The organism is Aeromicrobium sp. P2_G6 (assembly GCF_056403535.1).
Window position 1 is genome coordinate 375999 of record NZ_JBFUFH010000001.1, and the last position, 25364, is coordinate 401362.

Annotated in this window: 22 protein-coding genes; 4 read left to right on the plus strand and 18 right to left on the minus strand. The window is 64.6% G+C overall.

Translation table 11 applies throughout. The features are described from left to right. Nucleotides 1-21: 21 nt before the first annotated feature. The 8 genes from AC1DVU_RS01835 to AC1DVU_RS01870 all read right to left on the minus strand — a co-directional run bounded on the left by AC1DVU_RS01835 (nt 22) and on the right by AC1DVU_RS01870 (nt 8810). On the minus strand, nt 22-435 hold the full coding sequence (locus AC1DVU_RS01835) for a TIGR03618 family F420-dependent PPOX class oxidoreductase (protein ID WP_476920717.1): 414 nt from the start codon (nt 433-435) through the stop codon (nt 22-24). A gap of 12 nt (nt 436-447) precedes the next feature. Further along, entirely contained in the window at nt 448-2088 is a 1641-nt protein-coding gene (locus tag AC1DVU_RS01840; protein ID WP_476920718.1) for an AMP-binding protein, read from the minus strand. Between the two features lie 184 nt (nt 2089-2272). After that, the gene (locus AC1DVU_RS01845; protein WP_476920719.1) at nt 2273-2923 is read right to left on the minus strand and encodes a TetR/AcrR family transcriptional regulator; all 651 of its coding nucleotides are present in this window, start codon (nt 2921-2923) and stop codon (nt 2273-2275) included. A 136-nt stretch (nt 2924-3059) separates the two neighbouring features. After that, nucleotides 3060-3413: a cupin domain-containing protein gene (locus AC1DVU_RS01850; RefSeq protein ID WP_476920720.1), complete on the minus strand. Its 354-nt coding sequence runs from the start codon at nt 3411-3413 to the stop codon at nt 3060-3062. A 12-nt stretch (nt 3414-3425) separates the two neighbouring features. Beyond that, entirely contained in the window at nt 3426-5018 is a 1593-nt protein-coding gene (locus AC1DVU_RS01855) for a class I adenylate-forming enzyme family protein (protein WP_476921589.1), read from the minus strand. 68 nt (nt 5019-5086) lie between these two features. Beyond that, nucleotides 5087-5572: a hotdog family protein gene (locus tag AC1DVU_RS01860; protein ID WP_476920721.1), complete on the minus strand. Its 486-nt coding sequence runs from the start codon at nt 5570-5572 to the stop codon at nt 5087-5089. 71 nt (nt 5573-5643) lie between these two features. Next, a complete protein-coding gene (locus AC1DVU_RS01865; RefSeq protein ID WP_476920722.1) occupies nt 5644-7311 on the minus strand; it encodes an ABC transporter substrate-binding protein in 1668 nt (555 codons plus the stop codon). 86 nt (nt 7312-7397) lie between these two features. Beyond that, nucleotides 7398-8810, minus strand: coding sequence for an amidase (locus AC1DVU_RS01870; RefSeq protein ID WP_476920723.1), 1413 nt, complete (start codon nt 8808-8810; stop codon nt 7398-7400). 137 nt (nt 8811-8947) lie between these two features. Between AC1DVU_RS01870 and AC1DVU_RS01875 the strand changes: the two genes are divergently transcribed. Next, nucleotides 8948-9532, plus strand: a complete 585-nt coding sequence (locus AC1DVU_RS01875; protein ID WP_476920724.1) for a TetR/AcrR family transcriptional regulator — start codon at nt 8948-8950, stop codon at nt 9530-9532. On the opposite strand, the gene AC1DVU_RS01880 is transcribed toward AC1DVU_RS01875, so the two are convergent. From AC1DVU_RS01880 to AC1DVU_RS01915, 8 genes are all read right to left on the minus strand, one after another. Next, nucleotides 9521-10954, minus strand: coding sequence for an NAD(P)/FAD-dependent oxidoreductase (locus tag AC1DVU_RS01880; protein ID WP_476920725.1), 1434 nt, complete (start codon nt 10952-10954; stop codon nt 9521-9523). The genes AC1DVU_RS01875 and AC1DVU_RS01880 overlap by 12 nt on opposite strands. Then, complete coding sequence (locus tag AC1DVU_RS01885; RefSeq protein ID WP_476920726.1) at nt 10938-12086, minus strand: M24 family metallopeptidase; 1149 nt, start codon at nt 12084-12086, stop codon at nt 10938-10940. Before AC1DVU_RS01885 ends, AC1DVU_RS01880 begins: the two co-directional genes overlap by 17 nt. Further along, nucleotides 12083-13594 carry an ABC transporter substrate-binding protein gene (locus tag AC1DVU_RS01890; protein ID WP_476920727.1) on the minus strand — a complete coding sequence of 504 codons (1512 nt, stop codon included), beginning with the start codon at nt 13592-13594 and terminating at the stop codon, nt 12083-12085. The genes AC1DVU_RS01885 and AC1DVU_RS01890 overlap by 4 nt, the downstream gene beginning before the upstream one ends. A gap of 271 nt (nt 13595-13865) precedes the next feature. Then, a complete protein-coding gene (locus AC1DVU_RS01895; RefSeq protein WP_476920728.1) occupies nt 13866-14729 on the minus strand; it encodes an ABC transporter ATP-binding protein in 864 nt (287 codons plus the stop codon). After that, nucleotides 14722-15729 (minus strand): ABC transporter ATP-binding protein, encoded by a 1008-nt coding sequence (locus AC1DVU_RS01900; protein WP_476920729.1) that lies wholly within the window; start codon nt 15727-15729, stop codon nt 14722-14724. Before AC1DVU_RS01900 ends, AC1DVU_RS01895 begins: the two co-directional genes overlap by 8 nt. Nucleotides 15730-15740: 11 nt before the next feature. Then, complete coding sequence (locus AC1DVU_RS01905; RefSeq protein WP_476920730.1) at nt 15741-16595, minus strand: ABC transporter permease; 855 nt, start codon at nt 16593-16595, stop codon at nt 15741-15743. Continuing rightward, nucleotides 16595-17587, minus strand: a complete 993-nt coding sequence (locus AC1DVU_RS01910) for an ABC transporter permease (RefSeq protein WP_476920731.1) — start codon at nt 17585-17587, stop codon at nt 16595-16597. Before AC1DVU_RS01910 ends, AC1DVU_RS01905 begins: the two co-directional genes overlap by 1 nt. A gap of 96 nt (nt 17588-17683) precedes the next feature. Further along, the gene (locus tag AC1DVU_RS01915) at nt 17684-18352 is read right to left on the minus strand and encodes a nitroreductase family protein (protein WP_476920732.1); all 669 of its coding nucleotides are present in this window, start codon (nt 18350-18352) and stop codon (nt 17684-17686) included. Nucleotides 18353-18798: 446 nt separating this feature from the next. On the opposite strand from AC1DVU_RS01915, the gene mobF reads away from it, so the two are divergent. Then, on the plus strand, nt 18799-22614 hold the full coding sequence (gene mobF, locus AC1DVU_RS01920; protein ID WP_476920733.1) for a MobF family relaxase: 3816 nt from the start codon (nt 18799-18801) through the stop codon (nt 22612-22614). A gap of 882 nt (nt 22615-23496) precedes the next feature. On the opposite strand, the gene AC1DVU_RS01925 is transcribed toward mobF, so the two are convergent. Next, entirely contained in the window at nt 23497-23634 is a 138-nt protein-coding gene (locus tag AC1DVU_RS01925; protein WP_476920734.1) for a hypothetical protein, read from the minus strand. 420 nt (nt 23635-24054) lie between these two features. On the opposite strand from AC1DVU_RS01925, the gene AC1DVU_RS01930 reads away from it, so the two are divergent. Both AC1DVU_RS01930 and AC1DVU_RS01935 read left to right on the plus strand, forming a co-directional pair. Continuing rightward, entirely contained in the window at nt 24055-24282 is a 228-nt protein-coding gene (locus AC1DVU_RS01930; RefSeq protein ID WP_476920735.1) for a FitA-like ribbon-helix-helix domain-containing protein, read from the plus strand. Beyond that, a complete protein-coding gene (locus AC1DVU_RS01935) occupies nt 24179-24736 on the plus strand; it encodes a PIN domain-containing protein (protein ID WP_476920736.1) in 558 nt (185 codons plus the stop codon). Before AC1DVU_RS01930 ends, AC1DVU_RS01935 begins: the two co-directional genes overlap by 104 nt. A gap of 122 nt (nt 24737-24858) precedes the next feature. Here AC1DVU_RS01935 and AC1DVU_RS01940 read toward each other — a convergent pair whose 3' ends face one another. Next, entirely contained in the window at nt 24859-25329 is a 471-nt protein-coding gene (locus tag AC1DVU_RS01940) for a UPF0158 family protein (protein WP_476920737.1), read from the minus strand. Nucleotides 25330-25364: the final 35 nt, after the last annotated feature.

Sequence of the window (25364 nt, forward strand, 5' to 3'; positions counted from 1 at the left end):
GGGCCCCGATGGCCGGCGACCTCAGTGGTCACGGGTCTCGTCGAAGCCGAAAGCGATCCAGTTGCGGACCTCGACGACCACAGTCGTCATCTCCGTGGACCCGCGCTCGTGCCACTCGCTCCCCAGGTAGCGCTGTGACAGGACGTCGATGTCTTCCAGAACAGGGTCAGCGCGAATGGCGATGGCGATTCCGGTGAGCGAAAGGTGCCGAGGTGGATCGTTGGCCAGGATGCTCAGCGCGACCCGCGGATCTCGTCTGATGTTTCCCAGACGCTTCGCCCGGCCACCCATCGACAGGAAGACTTGTCCGTCCGAGTAGCCGTACCAGCATGGCACTGCAGCAGGACCACCATCGCGCCGTATCGTCGCGAGCACGGCGTCATGCGGCTGTGTCAGATAGCGTTCGGCCCACAAAGGCAGCGGCGTTCGCGGCATGGTGGCTCGTTCTCAGCCTTCAGGGCTCGGCGTCGCGGCACGGCTGTCCCAGCACAAGTCGACTCGGTGCTCGCCGTCCACCATGAGCTTGGCCTTCGGAATCCGTTGCGTCTCCGTGCGTGGGAACGGCTCCATCCGCTCCTCTAGGTAGCGTGGCAGCTTCTGGCGCGACAGCCGCGCCGCCGCGAACGCCGACAGCTCGGCAGGCTCCCACCCCGCACCTTCGACGAGCTTCACGTACGCCTTGATCTCCTCACCCATGACGGCATCCGCGACGGGTACCACCGCGACATCCTCGACGGACGGGTGCAGGCGAAGAACGGACTCGATCTCGGCCGGCGCGACGTTGATGCCGCTGCGGCGGATGAGCTCCTTGCTCCTGCCCTCGAAGTAGTAGACGCCATGATCGTCCCGACGAAGAATGTCCCCTGTTCGCAGCCAGTCTCCATCCATGACCTCAGCGGTGGCCTCCGGATGGCCGACGTACCCCGAGAACACGATCTCTCCTCGGACCTGCAGCTCGCCGAGTCCCGCGCCCACAATCGCCTCGCCTCGCTCGTCGACCAGCCGGGCCTCAACGTCGGGATAAGGGATGCCAAGAGCGCCTGTGCCGACGAACCGGTGACTGTGTTCGGCCGGCATCGCGATGGCGGGCCCGGTCTCTGACGAGCCGTAGACCTCCCGCCAGGGAAATCCGAACCGCTCTTCCAGCTCCGCATGGCGAGCGCGGGGAACCGCGACGGCGACGGCCTCATGAACGCCGTGCGCTCGATCATCTGGGGAAGGAATGTTGTTCAGCAACATGTCGGGGATCGAGCCGATCGTGAAGATGGAGGTGGCTCCCGTGCACCGGGCCACCTCCCAGAACCTGGACACGCTGAACTTACGTACGAGGACGATCGAGGTGCCACCGACGATGGCCGCGAACAGGCCGGTGAGCGGATCTCCGTAGTGCAGCTGCAGCGGGAACAAGAGCCGCTGAGATGGGTCGGTGTGGGTCCGCAGATGCACGTCTACGTATCTCAGCATGCTTCGATGCGTCTCGCCCAGCGCCTTCGGGAGGCCCGTCGTCCCGGAGGTGTAGCCGATGTCGACCACGTCATGCATCGAGGCGTCAACCGTGACGACATCCAGCGGTGCGGCATCCGCAGACAGGTGCCGGAACCCTCGCGGCTCCCCTCCGATTACAGGCAAAACCGCCTCGAGGACGGCGGATGTTGCGGCCAGGTCGTCGAAGACCGCTCGCGCCGTTTCGTCCACGAGTGCGATCCGGCACGATGAGTCGTCGACAACGAACGCCGCCTCGTGCGGGCCGACCTCTGGTGAGAGACACACGGCCACCCCTCGATTGGCGACGATCGCCAAGAAGGCGATGACGAACTCCGCGCGGTTGCCGATCGCCACCACGATCCGGTCACCTACTCCGATGATGTCCGACAGCACTCCCGCGAGATGCTCAGTTTCGGCCAGGAGCTGGCCGGACGTGATCTCGAAGCCATCCTCGAAGACCAGCGGCACATGATCGGGGTTGGATCGCATGGCCCGGCCGAGTACGTGCGTGACAGGTTCAAGAGGGCAGGCGGACCATGCCGCGGCAAGATCTGGGGGCCAGCAGACGACGTTGTCGGCGGCGGCTTCGGGGGACGTCGTCACGAGAGCTCTCCGATGGATCGACTTTATTTACAATGAACGTTTTATCAACGGTAGCGGATGCACGCTCGTTGCGTAACGTCTGTTGTACAAATAAGTTGGTCGACCGGCCACTGAGGGGACGCTGCCGATCATCGTCGACTGAGCCCGCGGCCTACTGCCCGCCAGCTACTTCCGGCCGGCGCGGCTACGCGTGAGGCTCAGACTTGGGTGAGAGCTCGAGAGCACTGACAGGGTCGACGACAACCCCTTGCTCAGCAAGGGGGATCCCGAGCAGAAGCATGAGGTGCTCGACGATGGCGAGCTGGCGCTCGACAGGCCATGAGTCAGGGTGCTCGACCACCGTGAGCACGACGCCGCTGATGGTGACCCGCAACAGCTCGACGGTTCGCTCGACGTCGGCCTGCGGCACCAGTTCCTCGAGGTGGCTTCGCAACACAGACCTGATCTTGACGTCCCACTCCTCCAGAGCAGTGCGGTGCCCCACGCCGAGCAGCTGGGACGAGAGGAGGTTGATGCGTGCACGCTCCTGGGTGAGACCGAGGGGGGTGACCGGCATGAGCCATACCAGCAGGTTCTGGAGGCGCTCCTCGGGCGTCCTGCCCCGCTGGTCGAGTTCGTCGATCTCCTCGACCCACTGCTCCAGCGAGGACGATGCCACCTCGGCAAAGAGTGCGTCCTGATTGGGAAAATAGTGCGTCACCAAGGTCGTGGAGCCACCAAGACGAGCCGCCACCGCTCGAAATGACAGGCCACCGGTGCCGGACTCGGCCAGGATCTCCAGGGTCGCTCGCACAATGTCACGCTTGCGGACGTCGTGGTCGACAAACCTGGGCATCGCACGCCACCTTCCTCACCTTTAGGACAGATCAGTGCCTGGCGGCACGGTCACACGACCCGTTGTATCACGGATGCGATACGACGTGCCTCATGACACGACTCGCTCGCGGTCCCGCTGGTTCTGCTCCAGGCACTCAGGCAGGAGTCTCGTCGCTGATCAGCACGAACGCCTTCCGCACCTGCTTGTGTATCGTCCAGGTTCCACGCCACCCTCGCGGCAGGACGAACAGCGAACCGGCAGCCACCGTGCGATCATCCGACGTACCATCGGTTGCGATGACCGCTTCGCCCTGGATGATGTAGCAGACCTCGGCGAACGACGATCGGTCTGCGCTGAACGTACCTTCGTCGCATTCCCACAGGCCGACTTCGCCGGCCAGTAGTCCTGGAATACTGACCGAGGACTCTGCCTGCCCGTCAACGCTGGTGGGCTTCGGCTTGGCTGCGGGCATGGCTGTGTCCGGCCCGCTGAGAATCTCAAATGTCATGGCGCTTCGCTCTCATTCGACGTGGCCGGTTCTCTCGGCAGCGGTCTTCACGTAGTCGTTCTTGTTGGGACCGGTGACATCGATGACGCTGTCGTTGAAGGGGTCTTCTTCCCGTAGTGCCGCCTTGCGCACCTTGCCGCTCGACGTCATCGGGAGCTCGGCGCGAAACTCGACGTATCGAGGGATCTTGAACGAACTGAGGCCTTTGAGGGCCCCGTCCACGACCTGTTCAGCCGTCGCACTCTCTCCGGGCTTGAGGACCACGATTGCCTTGACGTCCTCGCCACGCTCGCGGTCGGGCACCGGGACGACGCCCACCTCGGCGACTTCCGGCATGGTCAGGATCTGCTGTTCGACCTCGGCGGACGCGATGCTCTCGCCGCTGCGGCGGATGACGTCGCGAAGCCTGCCTTGGTAGTAGTGCAGGCCATCTGCGTTCTTGCGGACCAGATCCCCGGTCCTGAACCATCCACCCGGAAGGAACAGCTCCGCGTTGGTCTCAGGACGGTTGTAGTAGCCCTGCATCATCCCGTCCCCCCGAAGGCACAACTCGCCGACGACACCCGCCTCGACCTCTTCGAGCTGCGCGTCCACGATCTTGGACTCGCGGTTGGGGAAGACGAGGCCCATCGAGCCGGAGCCGACGAGGTCGGTGCGATCGAAGGGGACGAACGTGCCGGAGCCGACCTCGGTGCTCGCATACCAGTCTCGGGCGACGAGGTCGAAGCGCGACTCCAGCTCAGCGTGCAGCTCCGCGGGCAGGGCCGCGACCGGCGCCTTCTTGAGGACGAGCTGTCGGTCCAGCTCACTCCTCGGGACGTCCAGCATCCCGTCGTCGATCCACGCAAAATCGATCCGTTGATCGACCAGCCAGCCCATGAACTTGCGGCGACTGAGTCCGCGCGTCACGTGAAGCGCGCCGCCACCGGCAAGCGCCATCGTGAAGTACGCCTGGTTCTGCAGGTAGTAGAACGGATGGTCGGCGAGGATCCGCTGTGGGTCATCGAACAGTGCAGCCGACTGGACCCCTCCAGCGATCCAGTAACGGTGAGTCAGCATGCAGCCCTTGGGCAGCCCCGTCGTACCGGACGTGAATTGGATGTTGGCGAGATCGTCGACGCCGGGCACCTGAGTTCTTGGAAGTTCCTCGTGACCGAGCAGGTCGACAAATCTCAGCCAGCCTCGGTCACCCTCCTCAGTTTCGTCTCCCACCACGACGACCCTGGCCTGCGCGACACCGCCCAGCGCTCCGTCCACGCTGAGGCTGACTAGCATCGTGGCGTCGGCGATGAGCCAGGTGACGCCGGCGTCACCCATGACGAACTCGATCTCGCGCCGCGTGTACTTCGGGTTCATGGGCACGATGACCGCACCGAGCTCCGCGATGGCGAACCAGCTGACGGGGAACTCGAGCTGATTGTCCAAGAGCACTCCCACTCGGTCGCCGTGGCGGACACCGGCAGTCTGCAAGCCTGAGCGAACGCGCGTCACGTCCTCGCGAAGCTGTGCCCACGTACGATCTGGCCCTCCTCCCTCGAGGAAGGTCAGCGCCGGGTTGTCGCCCCATGTCTCGCCGGCGAAGTCGAGCGCCTCGGGCATGGTCATCCTGGCCACCCGGCGATGATGGTCGCGATAGTCGATCGTGAACGAAGCAGAGGTCGCCCCATCCACCTTCATCCGGCTGTGGTCCAGAGAGCACGGGAGGTCGCGACGAAGCCGGGCTTGGCCCTGCCTCGCACCTCACCCACCACATCGACGACGACGAGGTGACCTTGCGCCCCGCGATCGACGACGTCGACGATCGTGCCTCTCAGTCGAAACGGGTCGGACCGTCGGATGACCGACACGAATCGAGCCTTGTCCACGCCGTAGTTCCACGCGATCCACGGCCCTTCTGACCAGATGCTGTGGTTCAGCAGGAAGTCGAACATGCCGAGCAGGTGGAAGCCTTCCACCAGGTCATCGCCATAGGCGTCGTCGCCTCCGTAGCGGTGGGGGTAGCTGTCGAGATACGTGCCCTTCTCGAACATGTCCGCACGGTCTTCGTCCATCGTGAACCACGGCGTGACGAACTCCCGTCCGAGGAGAGTAGGAGCTTCGCTGGGGTGCGAGACGCTGACCGTCTTCACCTCGGAAAGATCGTCCGTCAGAATTCCCATGATGTCCTTCAGTTATACAATGATTGTCGTATCTAGCGATCGCGCCTGTGCCCTGGCCGCCCCGGTAGCTGCTATTTCTTGGCGGCGCCGACGAACGCCATCTGCGGCATCGACCAGTAGGCGAAGGACGTGATGGCACCCGTGAAGTCATTGGCGAGATAGGTCACCGTGTTGGTCGAGACGATCGGAATGATGCTGGAGTCGTCTTCGACGAGCCCCTGAGCCTTGGTCACCAGCGGCGCCTGCGCGTCTCCATCCAGAGTCTTGCGGGCCGTGGTCAGCAGCTCAGTGACTTCGGGATTGTCCAAGTTCGTGTAGTTGTAAGGCTGCCCGGGAAGGTACGTGAAGCCCATCGGCTCGAGCGGGTTCTGCGTGCCGTTGAAACTCGTCGACATCAGCAGGTCGATGCCCTTGCGTTTGGTCGCGTCATAACCGGCCTGGGTGAAGATCAGCGGCTGCAGCGCCTTGATCTTGATCGTCAACCCGGCCTTCTTGGCATCCTGCTGCAGAAGTTGAGCGGCCCGCGACATGGTCTCGTCGCCCGCGTTGATCGCCAGGACGAGCGGTGAACCGTCGTAGCCCGAGTCCGAGATCAGCTTCTTGCCCGCCGCCGGGTCATAGCTGCGGCTGGCCGCGATCTTGTCGTACGCCTTCTGGTAGACGCTCTTCTGGTCGTTCGGCCATGTCGCCGGCGTGAGAGCGGTGTAGTTCGGAACGGCGGCCTCATGGAAGACGGCTTTGGCGAGGGCTTCGCGGTTGACGATCCGCTGGAGCGCCTGCCGAATCTTGGGGTCCGCGAGGACGCCACCCGTGTTGGCCACGTACACGTTCAGGCTTTGCATCGAGGGACCGAACGTGACTCGTCCTGATGTCGCCTTCTGCAGGGCTGGTACGGCCGAAGCCGGGATCTCGTAGGCACCGTCGATCTCACCAGACTTCAGCGCCTGGGCGAGGGCCGTCCCGTCCGTGACGAAGGAGAACGTCACCGACTTTGCGAACGGACGCCGCTCGGCATTCCAGTAGTCGTCATTGCGGCTGATCCTGATCTCGCTGCCGACCTTCCAGTCGTCGAGCTTGAACGGGCCGCTGCACATCAGTCCGCCTGCGGAGGTGCCCATCGCGTCGCCGGCCCTCTTCGTGAAGTCCTTCTCCAGGACCACGCCGGTGATGTTGGCGAGCGCCTTGAGGAAGATGGCGTCAGGCTGGGTGAAGTCGATCGTGACCTCGTCCTTGGTTGTGGCGACGATCGACTTCACGTTCAAGAACGCGAAGCTGATGATCTTGTCCGGTTTCGAGGCTCGATTGAGGCTGTATGCCACGTCCTCGGCAGTCAGCGGCTTGCCGTCCCAGAAGGTGACACCCTCGCGGATCTTGAGCACCAGCTGCGTGTCGGACACCTGCTTGTAGGTCGCAAGGTTGGGCTTCAGGTTGTAATCGGCGTCAATCGTCAGGAGCGCATCACACAGGTTCATCACGACCTGGCCGGAGCTGTAGTCAGCCGCATTGGCGGGGTCGAGGGTGGTCGGTTCACCGGCGGTGAGGTTCCACTTGACGGCTGCGACGTCCGCCTTCGCCGGAGCGAGGTTCGTGACCAGCTTGTCCGGACCCTTGACGGAGCCGTCGCTGCCGCTGCCTCCTGAGCACGCCGACAGGAGCAGAGCGACGACCGCGGACGTCGCCACTGCGCCAACGCCACGGCGACGTTGATACCGAGCGCGGCGTGCAGGTGATGTCGTCATATCCACTCCTTGATGGGTCGCACCCACGACGGGTAGCAAGACACGCAATATACAACGCGTATCACACTATGTAAATGGCCTCTGTTCTAGAGAGCGGGATGGTGCTCGTGCCACGCGTTCAGGCGCTCGTATCGAGCAGCCACCGAGATCACATCGGCGTCCCCCCACAGCCGGCCGATGAACTGCACACCAATCGGGAGGCCCTGGTCGGTGAATCCGCCGGGAACGGAGAGAGCGGGCAGGCCAGCGTGCGACGGCGGCTCGGTCATCATGTGGATCAGCATGCCCAGCGGCAGGGTGTCATGGCCGTCGACCTGTAGCGCGGGCCCCTTGTCGCCATCACTGGGGAACGCGGAGACAGCGGTGGTGGGGGTCACCAAGACGTCAACCCCTGCCATCGCGTCATTGAAGGCGTTGTACATCTGCGTCTTGACGGCGTGGACGCCGTGCACCTCTCGCCCCGAAAGCCGAGAGCCGCGGTCTGCCAGCTCCCGGATCGACGGCCAGACCTCGACGCCCTCGCGCCGCAGCTCCTCCAGGACGTCGACATAGCTGTATCCATTGACGAGGTCGAAGACGTACTCAGTGTCGGGCAGCTCGATCTCGACGCCCTCGATCGACGCTCCCGCAGCACGCATGTCGCCCACGGCCCGGTCGAACAGTCGCCGCACCTCTGCGTCCAGCACCTTCTGGCCGAGGTCGTGGCAGTACGCCACTCGCACGCCCGTCAGATCTCCGGGAGCGCTGGCGGCGTCGGCATAGCTGCGCGCCTCGCGGGGCACCGAGAATCGGTCGGCAGAGTGATGGCCCGCCGTGGCATCGAGGACCATCGCGGCGTCGAGGACCGTGCGAGCGATCGGACCGTCCGTCGAGTCACTGTCGGTGTTGTCTCTCGTCGGGATTCGGCCGATCGACGGCTTGATGCCGACCGCACCGCACAACGACGAAGGCACTCGGATCGAGCCGCCACCATCAGATCCCCAGGCGACAGGTCCCACACCGGAGACCACAGCCGCCGCAGCGCCGCCTGACGAACCACCGGCGGCGTAGCCCGGGCGCCACGGAGTGCTCGTCGACCCCGTCAGCTTGCTCTCCGTGACCCCGAGAAGTCCGAACTCCGGCGTGGTGGTCTTGCCGAGGAGGATGACGCCCTGCTCCTTCAACCGCTCCCAACCGATGGCGTCGAGGTTGGGGACATGGTCGGCGTAGGCCGTGGATCCGTACGTCGTCCGGACCCCCGCGGTCTCGGCCAGATCCTTGACCGTCATGGGCACGCCGAAAAGCGGTGGGAGGTCTTCGCCGGAGCCGAGTCGAGCCTCGGCCTCGCGTGCGCTCACCCTGGCCTGGTCCGCGGTCGCCGTCACCATGATGTTGATCGACGGGTGAACCTGCTCCATCCGCTCGAGAACAGCATCGATGACCTCGACCGGCGAAACCTCGCGGCGGCGATACATCCGGCCCAGTTCCGAGGCGGTCTTCCAGTGCAGCTCGTCAGTCATGGTTCTCCATACGATCGGTTGTCGCATACTGTATGACACGCGTTGTGTTACGCAACAGACACAAACACTGCGCTGTGGGCAAGCCTGGCTCGCAGAGGCGCGTGCCATAGTGAGAGCTCGATCGAGGAGATGACCAGATGCCCCGCGCTCTCGACCTCGTGCAACGACGTCGCAACATCACCTCGATCGCCATTCGCCTTCTGGCCGAGGTGGGCCTGGACGGGTTGACGCTCAAGGCCATCGCCGACGAGCTCGGCGGGTCGATCACGTTGGTCACTCACATCTACCCCACGCGGCGGGACCTGTTTCTCGGCCTCGCCGAGACGCTCCTGGAGGAGTACGACGCTTTGTTGCCCGAGCTCGAGGCCGGGATGGACAGGCCCGACCGGCTACGGGTTCTGCTGGAGTGGATGCTCCCCCGCAGCGAAGCTGGGTGGAACCAGGAGCGGAGCCGAATCGTGCTGCTGTCGGACCCCGAGACCGGACCGATACTTGCCTCGACGATGGATCGTCGGATGCGGGCACTGATCCACGACCACCTCGTCGGCCTCGTGCCTGCCGACGAGCTCGAGGAGCACGTCGACCTGTTGCGGGTCCTGACCAACGGCATCGTCCTCGCGAGCGTCGAGCACCGCGAGGACTGGCCCGCCGAGCGTCAGGTCAGCACCTTGCACGCGGCACTCAGGCGCCTCAACCTGCTTCCCGCCACCTCAACGGCCTGAGAGGCGGTCGGCGAATCGACCAAGTCGGCTGGGGCGGTCGAGTCCAGCCAACTCTCGTCTGTCCGCAGCACGATAGAGCGCGTACATGCCGTTGACCCCGAGCCAGCGCAGTGGCTCGGGCTCCCAACGTCGCACCGGCCGGTTGGTCCAGGCCAGGGTGGTGAGGTCCGTCTGCTTTCCCAGCACCAAGTCACGCAACGTCCGTCCTGCCAGGTTGGTAGCGGTGAGCCCGCTCCCGACATAACCGCCGGCGAATCCGACCCCAGTCCGGGGGTCGAGGCTGACGCTCGCGCACCAGTCACGCGGCACAGCGAGGACGCCGCACCAGGCATGCTCCAGCGCGATGCCGTTCAGCTGAGGGAAGGCGCGCTCCAAGGTCTCGCGAAGGCAACGAATCGTCCAAGCCTGGGTGACGCCGTCGACGTCCGTGGCAGACCCATAGCGGTACGGGCGTCCGCGGCCGCCCAGTGCGATGCGGCCGTCCGCGGTTCGCTGCGCGTAGTAGTAGGCGTTCGCGAGGTCGCCCAGCAGCTCGTTGCCGGCCCAGCCGAGCTCGGACCAGACGTCTTGGGAGAGCGGTTGGGTGACCACGATGGCGGAGTTCATCGGCAACCAGGTCCTGCGGTTACCGCGCAGGGCCGAGGTGTAGCCCTCCAGACACTGCAGCACGAACGGTGCGGTGACCGTTCCGGAGTCACACACCGCACGCCCCGACTCCACGCGCTGCACCTCTGTCCGCTCGTAGATCCTCACTCCGCGCGACCGGACAACCTCGGCGAGCCCACGCACCAGCTTCGCCGGCTGCACCCGTGCGCATTGTGGATCCAGGACGGCTCCGCGGGTTCCGGCGACCTTGATCCGCGCGGAGCTCTGCTCGGCGTCGAGGATCCGGACCCGAGAACCCGGAGCGGGAGTGGTCGACTGAAGGCGTGCCAGCTGAGCCGCCGAGGTGGCCACGTACATGACTCCACTCTTGACGAGGTCGGCCTCGATGCCTTGGGTCTGGCACACGTCGATGACTCGATCCACCGAACCAGCGAGCTCGGCAGCGAGCCGGTCGACGGCCGCCATGCCGCCGGGACCGCGCGCATACGTCGCCCTATTGCCAGGCAGCTCGGCCGACAACCACCCGCCGTTGCGTCCTGAGGCGCCGTACCCGACGAACTCGGCCTCGAGGACGACGATGTCCAACGTGGGATCCGCCTCGGAGAGGTAGTAGGCGGTCCACAGACCGGTCAGACCACCACCGACGATGCACACGTCCGCCGTGCGGTCACCGGGAAGCGTCTCGCCGGCGGCCGGTAGCCCCACCTGCTGCTGCCAGTGCGACACGCCACCGGTCCTGACCCCTTCGATGGTCTCGATCCGGTAGTCAGGGATCGACCCAGGACCGACGACGACGCGATCACTTCCCTTGCGCACGCGCCGGAACCGCCTGACCCAGTCGAACGAGCTCGGACCAGTCGAGCGCGCCGGACAGGAGGCGCGCCCCTTCGGACTCAATCACCAGGTTGTCCTCCACCGCCAGCACTGCGGGTGAGGTCACGACGGGCTCGAGCGCGAACACCATGCCCTCCTCGAGCACGACGTCAACGTCACCGGAGAGCCAGATGGTGCCACCTTCATGGACGTTGAGCCCGAGACTGTGCCCGAGCCACCAGTCCCACATGCTGAGGCCGTGGTCAGACATGTCCTGGTCGAACCTCCGGTGCACGTCAGAGACCTTCGTCCCCGGTGTCATGGACGCGATGGTCCGGTTCTGGATGTCCATGAGCTGCCGATAGGTCGACAAGACCTCGTCGCTGACCGCCCCGACCCCGACGGTGCGCTGCAGGTCGCAGTAGTAGCCGTCGATGGACAAGCCCATCTCGATGGAAAAGACGTTGCCGTCGCGAATGGGGACGTCGGTCGGATGCGTCCGCTGATCGATGGAGTTCCAGTTCAACGCCAGCCACGTCAGTTCGTCGACGCCCTCCCGAAGCGAGGCGATCCGGAGCTCCAGGCTGAACTCACGATCGGTCATCCCAACGCGGCCGCGCTCGATCGCCGCCGCCATGGCGCGCTCACCCGCCTTTGCGGTTTCGTCGATCAGCGCGATCTCCGCCGTCGTCTTGATCTGCCGAGCCATCATCAAGTCGTGGTCGACGCCGTGCCACGTCGCCGCAGGAAGGGCAGCCTCGCAGCGGCGCATGTCGCTCACCGTCACCTGCTCGAGCTCGACCCCGATGCGGCCCCGGTCGACGCCCAGTCGGCGCAGCTCAGCGGTCAGCGTCCCCCAGGGATCGGTGTTGAAGTCCCAGTACACCGTCCGGATGCCCGACTTTGCCGCGTAGTCCGGAGGCAGGGCGTACGAGGCGACGACAACGTGATCACCGGTAAGCGTGCACACCAGGAACATGTACTCCTCCGGCAGGAACGCCAGGTGCGGGAAGTAGAGACCGGACAGATGACGCAGGCTTTGCCGCGACCACACGACGATCGCGTCGAGGTCCCGGCGCTCCAAGATCTCGGCGGCTCGATCGAGCTGAACGGCCGTAGGGATGTCACTGCTCACTTCTTGGGTCCGATCGATGCGAGAGAAGGCTGGTTCAGGTACGCGAAGGACGTGGTCATCCCGCCGAGATCCTTCTTGAGGAAGCTGATCTCGTTGAGCTGGACGAGCGCCTGGAACCCGTAGTTCTCCTCGTACTTCGCCTGAGCTGCTATGAGGTCATGGGCACCGGCGGCCGCGTCGGGGACCGTTCTGGCCTTGGCGATCAGCGACGTCACCTCCGAATTGTCATAGCCGATGAAGTTGAAGTAGGTGCCGGGCACGAACGTCGTCACCGCCTCGAGGGGGTCCGGCGCGACGTTGAAGCTCAAATTCATGTAGAGATCGATGTCCGCGCGCGCAGCGGGGTCGGTCGTGGCGGCGGAGTAGCGCGCAGGATCGAGCGAACGGATCTTGACCTTGAATCCAGCCATGCCAGCCTGCTGGCGGATCAGGACCGCCATCTGACTGAAGGTCTGGTCACCGGCTGGAACGGCCAGCGTGATCGGCTTGTTGTCGTAGCCCGCCGACTTGGCGAGTTTCTTCGCCTCGGCGATAGCCGCGCTTGAACCCCAGTCCTTGCGCTCCTTGGCGAATCCGTCGTACGCCTTTCGCCACTGCTTGCGACCGGCGTCGCCGGTGGACGGGTTGTCCCAGGCGGAGGTGTTGACCGCCGTGTAGTTGGGTTGGGCCGCGCCGTGGAACGGCCCCTTGGCAAGATCAGATCGATTGATCGTCATGTAGAACGCCTTGCGCAGTTCCGGGGTGTTGAGCGGCCCGTCAGTGCGCATCGGGGAGAGTCCGACGTACTGCTGGCTGGGGGAGCCGAGAGTCAGCGTCCCGGCGTCCACGTCTTTCAGTGCCGGCACAAGTGACGCCGGCACCTCGTAGGCACCGTCGACGCCTCCGGTCTTAAGGGCTTGGCCGAGCGCGCTCGAGTCTGTCAGGAATTTCAGGTTCACGGTCGATGCCTTGGCTGCATTCCTCCTGTCCCAGTACTTCGGGTTCGCAGTCAGGGTGATTCCCGCTCCGGGCTTCCAGGATTCGAAGCGGTACGGCCCGGTGCACATCACGCCGGTCCCGGGCGTACCGAGCTTGTCACCGGCTTGCTCGGAGAATTTCTTCTGCTGAACACTTCCGGAGAACGATGCGAACTCTTTGGGCAGCAGCCGGTCCGGCTGGGCCAGGTGGAGGTCGACGGTGTGCTTGTCGACAGCCTTGATGGACTTCACGTTCTCGTACAAGGGGCCCACGATGCTCTTGCGGGTGTGTTCAAGACTCCAGACGACGTCTGTGCTGGTCATCGGCGTGCCGTCCCAGAAGGTGACGTCGGTGCGCAGCTTCAGCCGAAGCGTCGTCGGGGTCGGCGTGGACAACGACGCCAGACCATCGGAGGTGCTGTAGTCGGCGTTGAGCCGCAGCAGCGACTCGCACAAGTTGTTGGCCACCAGGCCGCTGCTGTAGTACGCCGTGTTCGGCGGGTCGATCGTGTTGGGCTCGCCCAGGGGCAGCGCCCACGTGAGTGTGTCCATGGTTCCGCTCGCCGTGCCCACGACGCTGGGTCGGGGATTGGGGAGTTCGTTCGCGTCGCCGTCGCTCTTCCCGCCGCTGCATGCGGCGAGCGTCAACGCCGCCAGCACCATTGGAACGAAAGCCCGGTGACTCCGTCTCGACCTGATGAGGCTCACGATGTGCTCCTGACGTTGTAGAACGACTTTATATATTGGGAATACACTAAAGGCTGATGCAACACCTGTCACGCTTTTTCTCAACGAAAAGTGCCGCAATCGAACGGCGGTCGCCTCAGACGACCCGGCGGCGCGGCTTCCAGCCCGGTTTCGGCACAGCGTCTATCAGCGCACGCGTGTACGCCTCAGCGGGAGCGTCGAGCACCTGGGTCGTAGGGCCGGACTCGACCAGCTTGCCGCAGTTCAGCACGAGGCAGTTGTCGGTGACCTGGCGAACGACGCCGAGGTCGTGCGAGACGAACAGGTAGGAGATCCCCGTGTTCTGCCGGATGTCGACCAGCAGGTTCAACACCTGGGCCTGCACGCTGACGTCCAAGGCCGAGACTGCTTCGTCGAGGATCAGGATCTTGGGCTCCAGAGCAAGAGCACGAGCGATGGCAACCCTCTGCCGCTGGCCCCCAGATAGCGTCCGCGGCAGGTACGCCGCATGGCGATCATCGAGGCCGACCTGGTCCAAGAGTTCCGAGACCCGATCCGACAGACCGGAACCGGACAGACCGAAGTGGATCGCCAGCAGCTCCTCTAGGCCCTTGCCGATCTTCTGTCGGGGATCCAGTGACCCGAACGGGTCCTGAAAGACCATCTGCACGATTCGTGCCACATCTTTCCGGCGACCGGTGCGAGGTCCACGTGTCACGTCGAGGCCGTCCATGACTACTCTCCCCGACGTCGCTGTCTCGAGGCCGGCCACGATCCGTGCGGTCGTCGTCTTCCCTGATCCGGACTCGCCCACGATCGCAAGCGACTCACCTTCATCCAGGTGGAAGCTCAGGTCATCGACCGCCTTGTGCTCACGACCGCTGCGCCCGAAGACCTTCGTCAGGTGCTCAACCGTGAGGATGGCCGATCCTGCGTTCGGCGATGTTTGCGAATCGGTCGTCACGACACGTGTCGCCCGTCCACCTGCTGGGTCAGACATGCAAAACCACCTTCAGATCGTCAGCGATGGCCTCAGCACGGTGGCACGCGACGTGACTGCCGTCGACCAGCCGCATCTCAGGGCGGTCCGTGCGGCACAGCTCAGTGGCGAACGGACACCGCGCCGCGAAGACGCAACCCTGGCCCACCTCGAAGGCCGCCGCCGGTCGACCCTGAATCGACACCAGGCGCTTGACCTGTGTGGTGCTCGGGCGGGATGCCAAGAGGGCCGCGGTGTAGGGGTGCCGCGGGTCGGCGTACAGATCCTCGGCGCGCCCCGACTCGACCACGGTTCCTGCGTACATGACGACGAGGGTGTCGGTCACCGCGGCGGCGAGGTCCAAGTCATGGGTGACCAAGAGCATTCCGAGATCGCGTTCCGCAATCTGCTCCATCAAGATCGCCATCACCTCCGATTGCACGGTGACGTCGAGCGCCGTCGTCGGCTCGTCGGCGAAGATGAGGCGGGGTTCATTCATGAGCGTCGCGGCGATCATGACTCGTTGGAGCAAGCCTCCGGACAGCTGGTGAGGGTACTGATCCATCCGGCGCCGGGCGTCGCCGATACCCATCTCGGCCAAGAGGCTGACGGCGCGATCGGTCGCCTCGCGCTTGGACATCTTGCGTGTGGCAACCACACTCTCCGCCAAGAACTGGCCGATCGTACGCATCGGGTTGGTGTGCGCCCGTGGGTCCTGGTGGATCAACCCGACGTCGGAGCTGCGGTAGGCGGCCAGCTCCGACCGGCTGAACCGGTCGACCGGTCGGCCGTCGAAGTCGATACTGCCCACCACCTCGGCGTTGCGCGGGAGGAGACGCATCGCGGCCTTGACAGTCATGGACTTGCCCGATCCCGACTCCCCCACCAGTCCGACCGACTCGCCGGGGTGGATGGAGAGCGTGACGTCCTGCACCAGGACGCGATGTGGCACGCGATCCGTCAGCCTGATACCCAGGTCTCGGATGTCGAGCAGCGCGGGTCCGCGTGCGTCAGCGCTCACGCCTGCCGCCGTCATCGTTGACCTCCAGTGCGAGCCGACAGCCGGTCACCGAGCACGTTGAAGGCCACCACGGTGACGACGATGCACATGCCCGCCGCGAGGCTCTGCTGCGGCGCCCCGTTGAGGATCTCAGCACGTCCGTCAGCAACCATGAGCCCCCACTCCGAGGTGGGCGGCTGGACACCGAGCCCGATGAACGAGACCGCCGCGAAGTCAACCAACGCGTTGCCGAAGGCAATCGTCGCCTGGGCGAGGACCATCGGCGAGACGTTCCGCAGGATGTGGCGGGTGCAGATGCGCCACGACGACAGTCCAGCCAGCTGCAATCCCTCGATGTAGGGCATGGCGCACTCCTGGACCGCTGCCGAACGAACCACGCGAGCGTAGAACGGTACGTACACGATCGTGAGGGCGATGACCGGCGCCCAGAAGCCAGCGCCAAACACGGCCGACGCCAGCACTGCGACAAGAATCCCCGGGACCGCGAACATCACGTTAAGCACGCGGTTCAGCGCGCGATCCACCCACCCACCGTTCCAGGCAGAGAAGATGGCCAGCGCTGTGCCGAAGAATGCGCTGCCCACGACGATGATGCCGGCGCCTGCAAAGCTGATCCGAGCACCGGTGACCGCCCGCGAGAAGATGTCGCGCCCGATGCCATCGGTGCCAAACCAGTGCTGGCCACTCGGACCGAGGCTGGCACTCAGCACGTCTGTCTGGTTCGGCGAGTACGGCGCGATCAAGGCACCGAAGGCCGCGACCAGCGCCACTAGTGCACAGATCAGGGCGGAGACGATGAGCAGCTTGTCCTTGGGACGCCGTTCCGCTGGTGCCACAGTGGCACCGGCTGCCGCGATCGTGGCCATCAGCGGCCTTCTCTCTGACGTGGATCCAAAAGCACCTGAGCGACGTCGATGATCGTCATGACGACGACGAAGACGACGACGATGATCAGCGACACTGCGAGCACGACCGGGTAGTCCTTGCTCGAGATGCTCGCGATCAGCAGTGACCCGATGCCGTCGATGGCGAACGCCTGCTCGACGACAACCGCACCGGCCACGAGGCCTGCAATCGCCAGGCCGGACGCCGTCATCACGGGCAGTGCGGCGTTGCGCAGAATGTGCAGAAACACGATGCGGTTGCCCGGGATTCCCCGTCCGCGACTGGTCATCACGTGCTCCTTGCACGCCTCGTCGCGCACCGCCGTCGCCGAGAGCTGTGTGACGTAGGCGCCGTAGCTGATGGACAGCGCGATGGCGGGAAGCACGAGGTGCCTGATTCTGTCGGCGAGGCCTTCGCCCGCTCCGAACGTGGGGAACCAGCCCAGCTGAACTGCGAAAACGCTGATGAGCACGCTCGCGGCGACGAAGGTGGGGACGGAAACGCCGAATCCAGCCACGGCGCTGACATAGGGACGCCACCGCTCACTGATACCGCCCAGCGATCCAAGCGCGATCCCGACCACCAGCATCATCAGTGCTGCCATCAGCACGAGCAAGAACGTGGTCTCGAGTCGTGGCTCGACGAGCTTCGTGACGTCTTCGCGATAGGTGAACGACGTGCCGAGGTCTCCGTGAACCAGCGATGTCAGCCAGTGCCAGTACCGCTCGATCAACGGGTCATCGAGACCGAGCTCTGCAGCCTTCGCTGCGCGCGCCTCGTCGGTGGCCTTGGGCCCCAAGATCTGCGCCACCGGGTCCCCGGGAGCGAAGCTCAGGGCAGTGAAGATGACGAACGAGCCGGCGACGATCGTCCCCACAGCACCGACGAAAGTCGAGGCGACTCGCGCGACGAAACCGAATTTCCAGGCCCGCGGGCCGACGACCGCTAGGCCGACCTCTGGCAACGCACTCATGCGAAAGACCTCCAGCCCGGATAGTTGCTAGACGCTGATATGTAACGGTGAATGTACAACACGGTTCCTACGAGGACAATGGTTTTGCGCGCCCCCTTATTTCGTTGTGGGCCAGGAGTTCCAATACGTGACCTTGTGGGCCTGGACCCGCTTCGCCGGCTTGAAGTTGCGCCCCACCGTGTACGCCACAGGGAGCAAGCAGATCTGACTCACCGAGGCCGGGATCCCGAGCAGGTCGGCCACGGCTCCTTCTTCGTAGAGGTGGAGAGTGGTGAGCGTCGTGCCAAGCCCGCGCGCACGGAGCGCGAGCTGGAAGTTCCATACACCGGGCAGCACAGAGGCAAAATCTGCGACGGCGGAGATGCTGTCCGAGAAGTCGATGCCAGGCTCGATGCAAGGGATGACGAACAGTGGCACACGTTCGAAGTTGGCGGCAAGGAACTTCGCGCTGGCCACAACACGGAGCTTCTGCTGGTCGCCCCGCTTGTACGCATCCTCGAAGGTCTCGTCGAGGTAAGGATCGGCGGCCGTCCGATAGTGCGCAGCGATCTGATCCTTGAGCGCCTGGTCGGTGACGACCACCCAACGACGGACCTCGACGTTACCTCCGATCGGCGCCTGCATAGCGACTTCGATGCAGCTCTCGACCACCTCGCGTGACACCGGACGTTCCAGATCAAGTCGGCGGCGCACAGCACGGGTCGTGCTCAACAGGCGATCGGCCTCATCGAGGTCGAATGCACCTTCGTCAAGGTTCTCGTTCACCCGGTGACCGTAGCGCCAATCAAACGGATATGCAACGGACGTTGTAATTACGGTACCGATCGCTCAACAAACGACGGAGCTGAAACGCCCGGCACGGAAACGACGCCCATCAACTTCCACACACCTGGTGCGCTCTCGAGAACACAACAGAGGCCCCTGACCGGCATTTCTGCTGGTCAGGGATCTTCGAGTGGTAGCGGGGACGGGATTTGAACCTGTGACCTCTGGGTTACGACCCCAGTGCCCAGCCCGATACAGACGCAATTGCGCGCCGCGACACGCATAGCGTGACGTCGAGAGGTGCGCGATTCGTCGAACACAGCAGCGCGATGAATCGACGAACGTCCCCCGATCAAAATCAGCCCACCAACGTCCACACACCTCTTTCATTGAGGGCGCCTCGAGTGGCCACTCGCGCTGATTGCTCGGCCTTAGGGGGCGTGACCATGACGTTGCACAAGCTCTCGGCCGGCTCCGGGTATGAGTACCTGACCCGGCAGGTCGCTGCGATGGATTCGACCGAGAAGGGTCACGCCACGCTCGCGGACTACTACTCGGCGAAGGGTGAGGCACCGGGCGTCTGGATGGGCTCAGGACTGTCCGCGATCGACGGCATCGAGGCGGGCGACGTCGTGACGGCCGATCAGATGCTCCAACTGTTCGGTCACGGGCTCGAGCCTGTTTCCGGCGAGCGGTTGGGCAGGCCGTACCGGTTGTACGACAACCAACTTGCCGAAGACTTCAGGGCTGAGGTGGGGCTTCGCACGCGCGCCCTGAGTGCCGAGAACGAGGTCTCGGCACCTGCTTCGCCGGCCGACGTTCGTGCACGAGCGCGCACGGAGGTGGCCAAGGAGTTCTTTGTCGAGGAGCACGGCCGGGCGCCCTCGAACCCCCGCGAGCTGGACGCAGCGCTGAAGCGATACTCGCGTGCACCACGCGCCGCCGTGGCCGGTTTTGACCTGACGTTTTCACCGGTCAAGTCGGTTTCCACGCTCTGGGCGATCGCTCCGCCAGAAGTGTCTGCGGTGATCGAGAAGGCCCATGACGCCGCTGTGTCCGACGCGTTGAGATTCATCGAGCGCGAGGCGCTGTTCACCCGCGAAGGCTTGAACGGGGCTCGGCAGGTCGAGACGCGTGGGCTGATCGCGGCGGCATTCACGCACCGCGATTCGCGGGCCGGTGACCCTGACCTTCACACGCACGTGGCGGTGGCGAACAAGGTCCAGACGAAGGGCGGCAAGTGGCTTGCCGTCTATGGACGGGTGCTCTATGAGTCGGCGGTGGCTGCGTCGGAGACGTACAACACCGCGCTGGAGCGACACCTATCCGAGAAACTTGGCATCCGTTTCGTCGAGCGGCCCGATGTCCAACGAGCGAGGCGTCCGGTGCGCGAGATCGTGGGCGTCGACCCATCGTTGAACCAGGAGTGGTCGAAGCGACGTCGCGACATCGACATGCGCCGAGACGAGTTGACCGACGATTTCCAGCAGATGCATGGACGCCCGCCGACGCCTGCGGAGACAATTGGTCTGGCGCAGCAGGCGAACCTGGAGACGCGGGACGCCAAGCATGAGCCACGCTCGTTGGCCGAACAACGGTCCACATGGCGCCTCGAGGCCGCCACCAATCTGGGGTCCCAGGCCGCCGTTGACGACATGGTGGCCGAGGCATTGCGCCCGGTCGTCATCAAGCGCGAAGCCTTGTCACCGACCTGGGTTTCGGACACTGCGCAACGCGTGGTCACCGAGCTAGAGGCACACCGCGCGACGTGGAAGACGACCCATGTACGCGCCGAAGCGCAACGCCAAGTGCGCGACACCGAGATCGACCCCGCCCGCCTCGATGCGGCCGTCGGCTGGGTGATCGACCACGTCCTCGAGCGGTTATCGGTCAACCTGACCCCCGGCCTCGACACGACCAACGACCCCGAGCAGCTAACCCGCGCGGATGGTTCAAGCGTCTACCGGCATACCGGCCGCGACCTGTTCACCAGCCCAAGGATCCTCGAGGCCGAGCAGCAGATCATGACCGCCGCGAGCCGTGAAGATGGGCGCGTCACCCCAGTCGAAGCCGTCGAGGTAGCACTGCTGGAGAGTGCCGCGAACAGGGTCGCCCTCAACCAGGGGCAGGCCGGACTGGTCCGGGAGATGGCCTTCAGTGGACGACGTCTGCAGGTCGGCATCGCCGCGGCCGGGTCGGGCAAGACCACCGCGATGCGGGTCCTGGGCGACGCATGGCACGACGCCGGAGGACAAGTCGTTGGCCTCGCGCCATCTGCTGCTGCGGCGTCCGCGCTCGGGGCCGAGACTGGCATTACCTCGGACACCCTCGCCAAGCTCGTACACGACGTCGAGACCGGAAACCCGTCCCCATCGCTGTCGATCGGTCCTGAGACGCTCGTCATCATCGACGAAGCGGGCATGGCCGACACGATGACCTTGGCTCGCGTCATCGACCATGCCATGGACAACGGGGCGTCGGTGCGGCTCATCGGAGACGACCGACAGCTTTCAGCCATCGGTGCCGGCGGGGTGCTGCGCGACATCACGGCCAACCACGGCGCGGCACGCTTGGACGAACTCATGCGGTTCACCGACGCCGCCGAAGCAGCCGCATCCGTCGCCTTGCGTGACGGCGACCCCTCGGCTCTCGGTTACTACTTCGACCAGGACCGCGTCCACATCGGCAGCTCCTCCACGACCACCGATTCGGTGTTCGCTGCGTGGTCGAAAGACCGCGCAGACGGACTGGATTCACTGATGGTCGCGCCCACCCACGACCTCGTCACTGAGCTGAATCAACGAGCCCGAACCGCTCGGCTCAACAGCGCAGTGCCTGACGTCGAAGTCGAACTGGCCGACGGAAACCGCGTCTCGATCGGCGACACCATCCGTACCCGACGCAACGACCGAAGGATCGCAATCAGTCCCACCGACTGGGTGAAGAACGGCGACCGCTGGACGATCACCGGCGTCCACGGCGGATCCCTCACGGCCCGCCACACAAGATCGGGCTTGCGCGCCACACTGCCAGCGCGGTACGTCACACAGCACGTTGAGCTCGGATACGCATCGACCGTCCACAGCGCCCAAGGCCTCACCGCTGACACCATGCACGGCGTCATCACCGGCACCGAGTCCCGCGAGACGCTCTACACAATGATGACCAGAGGACGCCATGCCAACCACGTGCACCTCGCGGTCGGCGGAGATGGCGACCCTCACCAGTTGCTCCACCAAGACACTCGCGAGCCGGCGACTGCGACCGAAATCCTCGAAGCGATCCTCGCCCGAACGGGCGCCGCTGTCTCCGCCACCACCACGGCTCGCGAGGCGACGTCGCCCGGAGCGCGGCTCAACGAAGCCGCGACCAAGTACGCCGATGCGCTCGTCGCCGCCGCCGAAGACGTACTCGGTCCAGATCGCATTCTCGGGATCGCGGACCAGGCCGAAGAGCTGCTGGCCGGCCTCACCGACGCGACTGGGTGGCCGTCTCTGTCGGCGCAGCTCCTGATGATCGAATCAAACGGATTGGATGCTCGCGATCTCCTCGAGACTGCCTTCGCATATCGTCCGCTGGACGACGCTGACGACGCAGCACTCGTGCTCGGGTGGCGGCTGCATACCCTTGCTCCGACAGAGGTCGGGCCGCTGCCGTGGCTACCCGCCATACCCGCAAAGCTCACTGAAGACCCAACCTGGGGCGCCTATCTGGCCGAACGCGCGGAGCAGGTCAGCAACCTCGCCGGGGACGTACGACAATCAACCGATCAGCGTCCGCACGAGTGGCTGCCGCCGAACGCCGCACTCCCGGCCGACCTCACGAGCAGCATCGAAGTCTGGCGCGCGGCCTACGGCATACCCGACAGCGACCGAAGGCCGACCGGTCCACCGCAGGTCGACTTCGCGGCCCACGAACACCAACATTGGCTCGATCAACGCCTCAATCATCACCTCGACAAGCAAGGCGCGGCCTGGATCCGGCCAATCACCGAGCTCGTCGGACGACACGACAACCACACGCCGGTCCTTGCCGAACGGCTCGCGGTACTGGCCACGCAAGGACACGACATACGCCGTCTCCTCAAGACCGCGGAGAGCCAAGGATCGCTACCCGATGATCACGCGACAGCGGCCCTCGACTCCCGGATCACCCGACTCCTTGTGGACGAAAACCGCATATCCGATCGCATCCGTCAGCAAGACGTCGCCTTGTCAAAGCGGTTCGATCCACCCCGAGGAGGGCCGAGCCTAGGGGTATGAACGACTGCGGGTCGTCCGATTTCAGCGAAGCGACTGACACATTCGGCGGACAGGTTGGTTCTTGACCACCGGCTTAGGCTCCCAGCGACGACGCCCCCGGTTGAGATGGCCACGGCCGGGAGTCCAGGGTCTTCTCCCGGGGCGTCGGAGGGGATCTGCGGTCGACTCAACTGCGATAGTTCACATTGGTAGCACGTGCGGCTCTGCCGGACTATGGCCGGGCTGATTGACCGCTGAAAGAATGGCGTCGCGGAGTTGGGCTCTGCGCTGAACGCGGATCTCCCCCGTAGGAGCTCACACGAGGTCGGTGGCTCCCACCCCGAGCTGGTTTTGTGCCACATTGCATCGAGTCCAACTCCGCCCCGAATCGAGATGCGGGCCGCGCCTGGTAGGAATATCTCGCTCCAACACTCAACCGGGCCAGCCGGCTTGTCACGAAATCATGTACGCGCCTCGTCGGGCGCTCTTGTGAATTCGCGGCTTTGGGACCCGTACGAGTCCTACGATGACTGAATGACTCAACTCCTCGGTTTGTTGTCATACCTCATCTGGCCAGCAAGTCAGCGTAAACGCGTTGCGTACAAGCGTCGGAACCTCGACGCGCCAACCGAAACCGGTCCCAAGCCAGGCCGCCATCGCCAGTAGCGAGGTGTGTGATGGATCACCTTTGCCGGATTCGTTCACGCACGAAGGTCTAGCACCCTAGTCTCGACACGGCCGCCCCGCAGTGACCTCACCCCCCGAGGGTTACTGCGGGGCGGTCGTTTGTGGACGACTCAACAACTTGGACGCTGGCGACGTCCTCTGGCTGCCGGGCGCTGAGCGAGGGCATGCCAACGGGCACCCACCGAGGTGAGTGCCCCTGGACCGCTGAGTTGCTGGTCAGTCCCAATCGATGCGGAGCTGCGATGCGCCGCCGCCACTGTTGCCGTGGTCGCCGGGGGCAGCCGTCGCTGCCGGCGCGACGCCCACAACGGTCAGGACCGTCACAAATGCTGCGGCTACTAGACGCTTGAACACGATGTGCACCTACTCCTTAGGGACCCAAGGGCCGCTGCTCTTCGGGTCAACCTATTCGGGCCGCGCACCAGCGTCAGCGGAAAGAGAAGACCTGTACAGATGTCTTAGAAGAAGTTGTTGACCGGCGGCGACGATGCCGCCCTGACAACGGCCGGTCAGGGCGTTCGAGCTATGGAGCTGCGCCACGCGTGAGACTGTCCTGATTGCCGGCGCGGTTCGTTGCCTTGGGCAGCTCGCCCTCCCTGGCCGGCTCGCTGCGGATTCGACAGATGCAGTTTTCAACGGCCATTTCCTCAACCACTACATCAGACCCGCGGAGACGCTCGCGACGAGTACCAGTCGTGACCTGGGGCTGTAACCGATGGGCGCTGACTGTCGGAACCGAGTGATATCATGAGTTCGATATCGGAGGTGATTGTCGTGGAGCAGATCCTAATCCGCAATCTTCCCGCGGGAACCAAGGCCGCACTCAAGGCACGTGCCGAGCAACACCGTCGATCGGTCGAAGCCGAGGTACGGGAAATCCTCGCCGGCGTGTTGGAGCATGAGCCCCTCACCCTCGTTGACCTATTGGCCAGCGACGAAGGCACGGATATTGATTTCGAGCCCGACCGGCTCGGCCTTACTGCTCGTACTCCTGAGCTGTGACTCGTCACGAACTCGAAGGTCGGAGCGAGTGGTGAAGTTCGTCCTGGATACCAATGTCGTGTCCGCGCTTCGGGTGCGAGGGCGCAACCCATCGGTTGAGAGCTGGGCGGCCCCGGTACCGGTTGCCGATCAGTTCGTGACAGCCACGACGATCAGCGAGATCGAGCGCGGTGTCATTGCCAAGGAACGGACCGACCCTGCACAAGGTGATGTCCTCCGTCGCTGGTTCGAGGAGCGAGTGCTGCCGGCGTTCGCCGGACGCGTGCTGCCGTTCGACCTGGCTGCCGCACGGATCCTGGCCACCTACCGTGTCCCCGAATACGCACCGCTGGACGACGCGCTCATCGGGGCGGTCGCCCAAGCCGCCGAGATGACTGTCGTCACCCGCAATACCCGACACTTTGAACCACTCGGTGTCGCCTGCCTCAACCCGTGGGGCGGCGACGGCTCATAACCTGTGGTCCGTAATGGGATCTCGCCCCAGCCTCCTGGTAGACGTTCATCGCAGCGCAATGACGGCCTTGGTCGCTGATGCCAGCAGTCGGGGCCCCTTGGACTTCGTCAAGCGGGAAGGCTTCAAGGGAGGCCGGGATCTGGATGGTCGGTCGCGAAGTGTTGCACCGCGCTGTTGTCGATGAGTCCTTGGTCAAGCAGCCAATCGACGGCCCGGCGCTGCGCTCGAACATCACGTAGGGCATGCCACGCCGAAATCAGTTCGGGGTGGTGCTGATAGACCTCGTTCTTGAAGCGTCTGAACGCTCCTCGCCCTTGCAGTGACTGCATCAGCTGTCGGCCGGCCGCGGTGTCGCTGATGCCGTCAGCAAAGTCGGCCATGTCCTGAAACCACACGTAGGACGGGAGAGGGTCGATGGGTATGAGATCCAGCTCGTCGATCTCGACGGGGTTCTCCCCGTCGATGCCCGTGTCGCTGGTCCAGAACGCGACCTGCCCGGTTCGCGGGTCGATCAGCCAGCGGTGCTCGTAGTCAGTCTGATCAGCGAGCGCGGTTGCGATCTCCTCAACGTCGATTCCGTCCAGGTCGAGCATCCCTCGAGGGTAGAACCCGGACCCGCCGCCTTGGA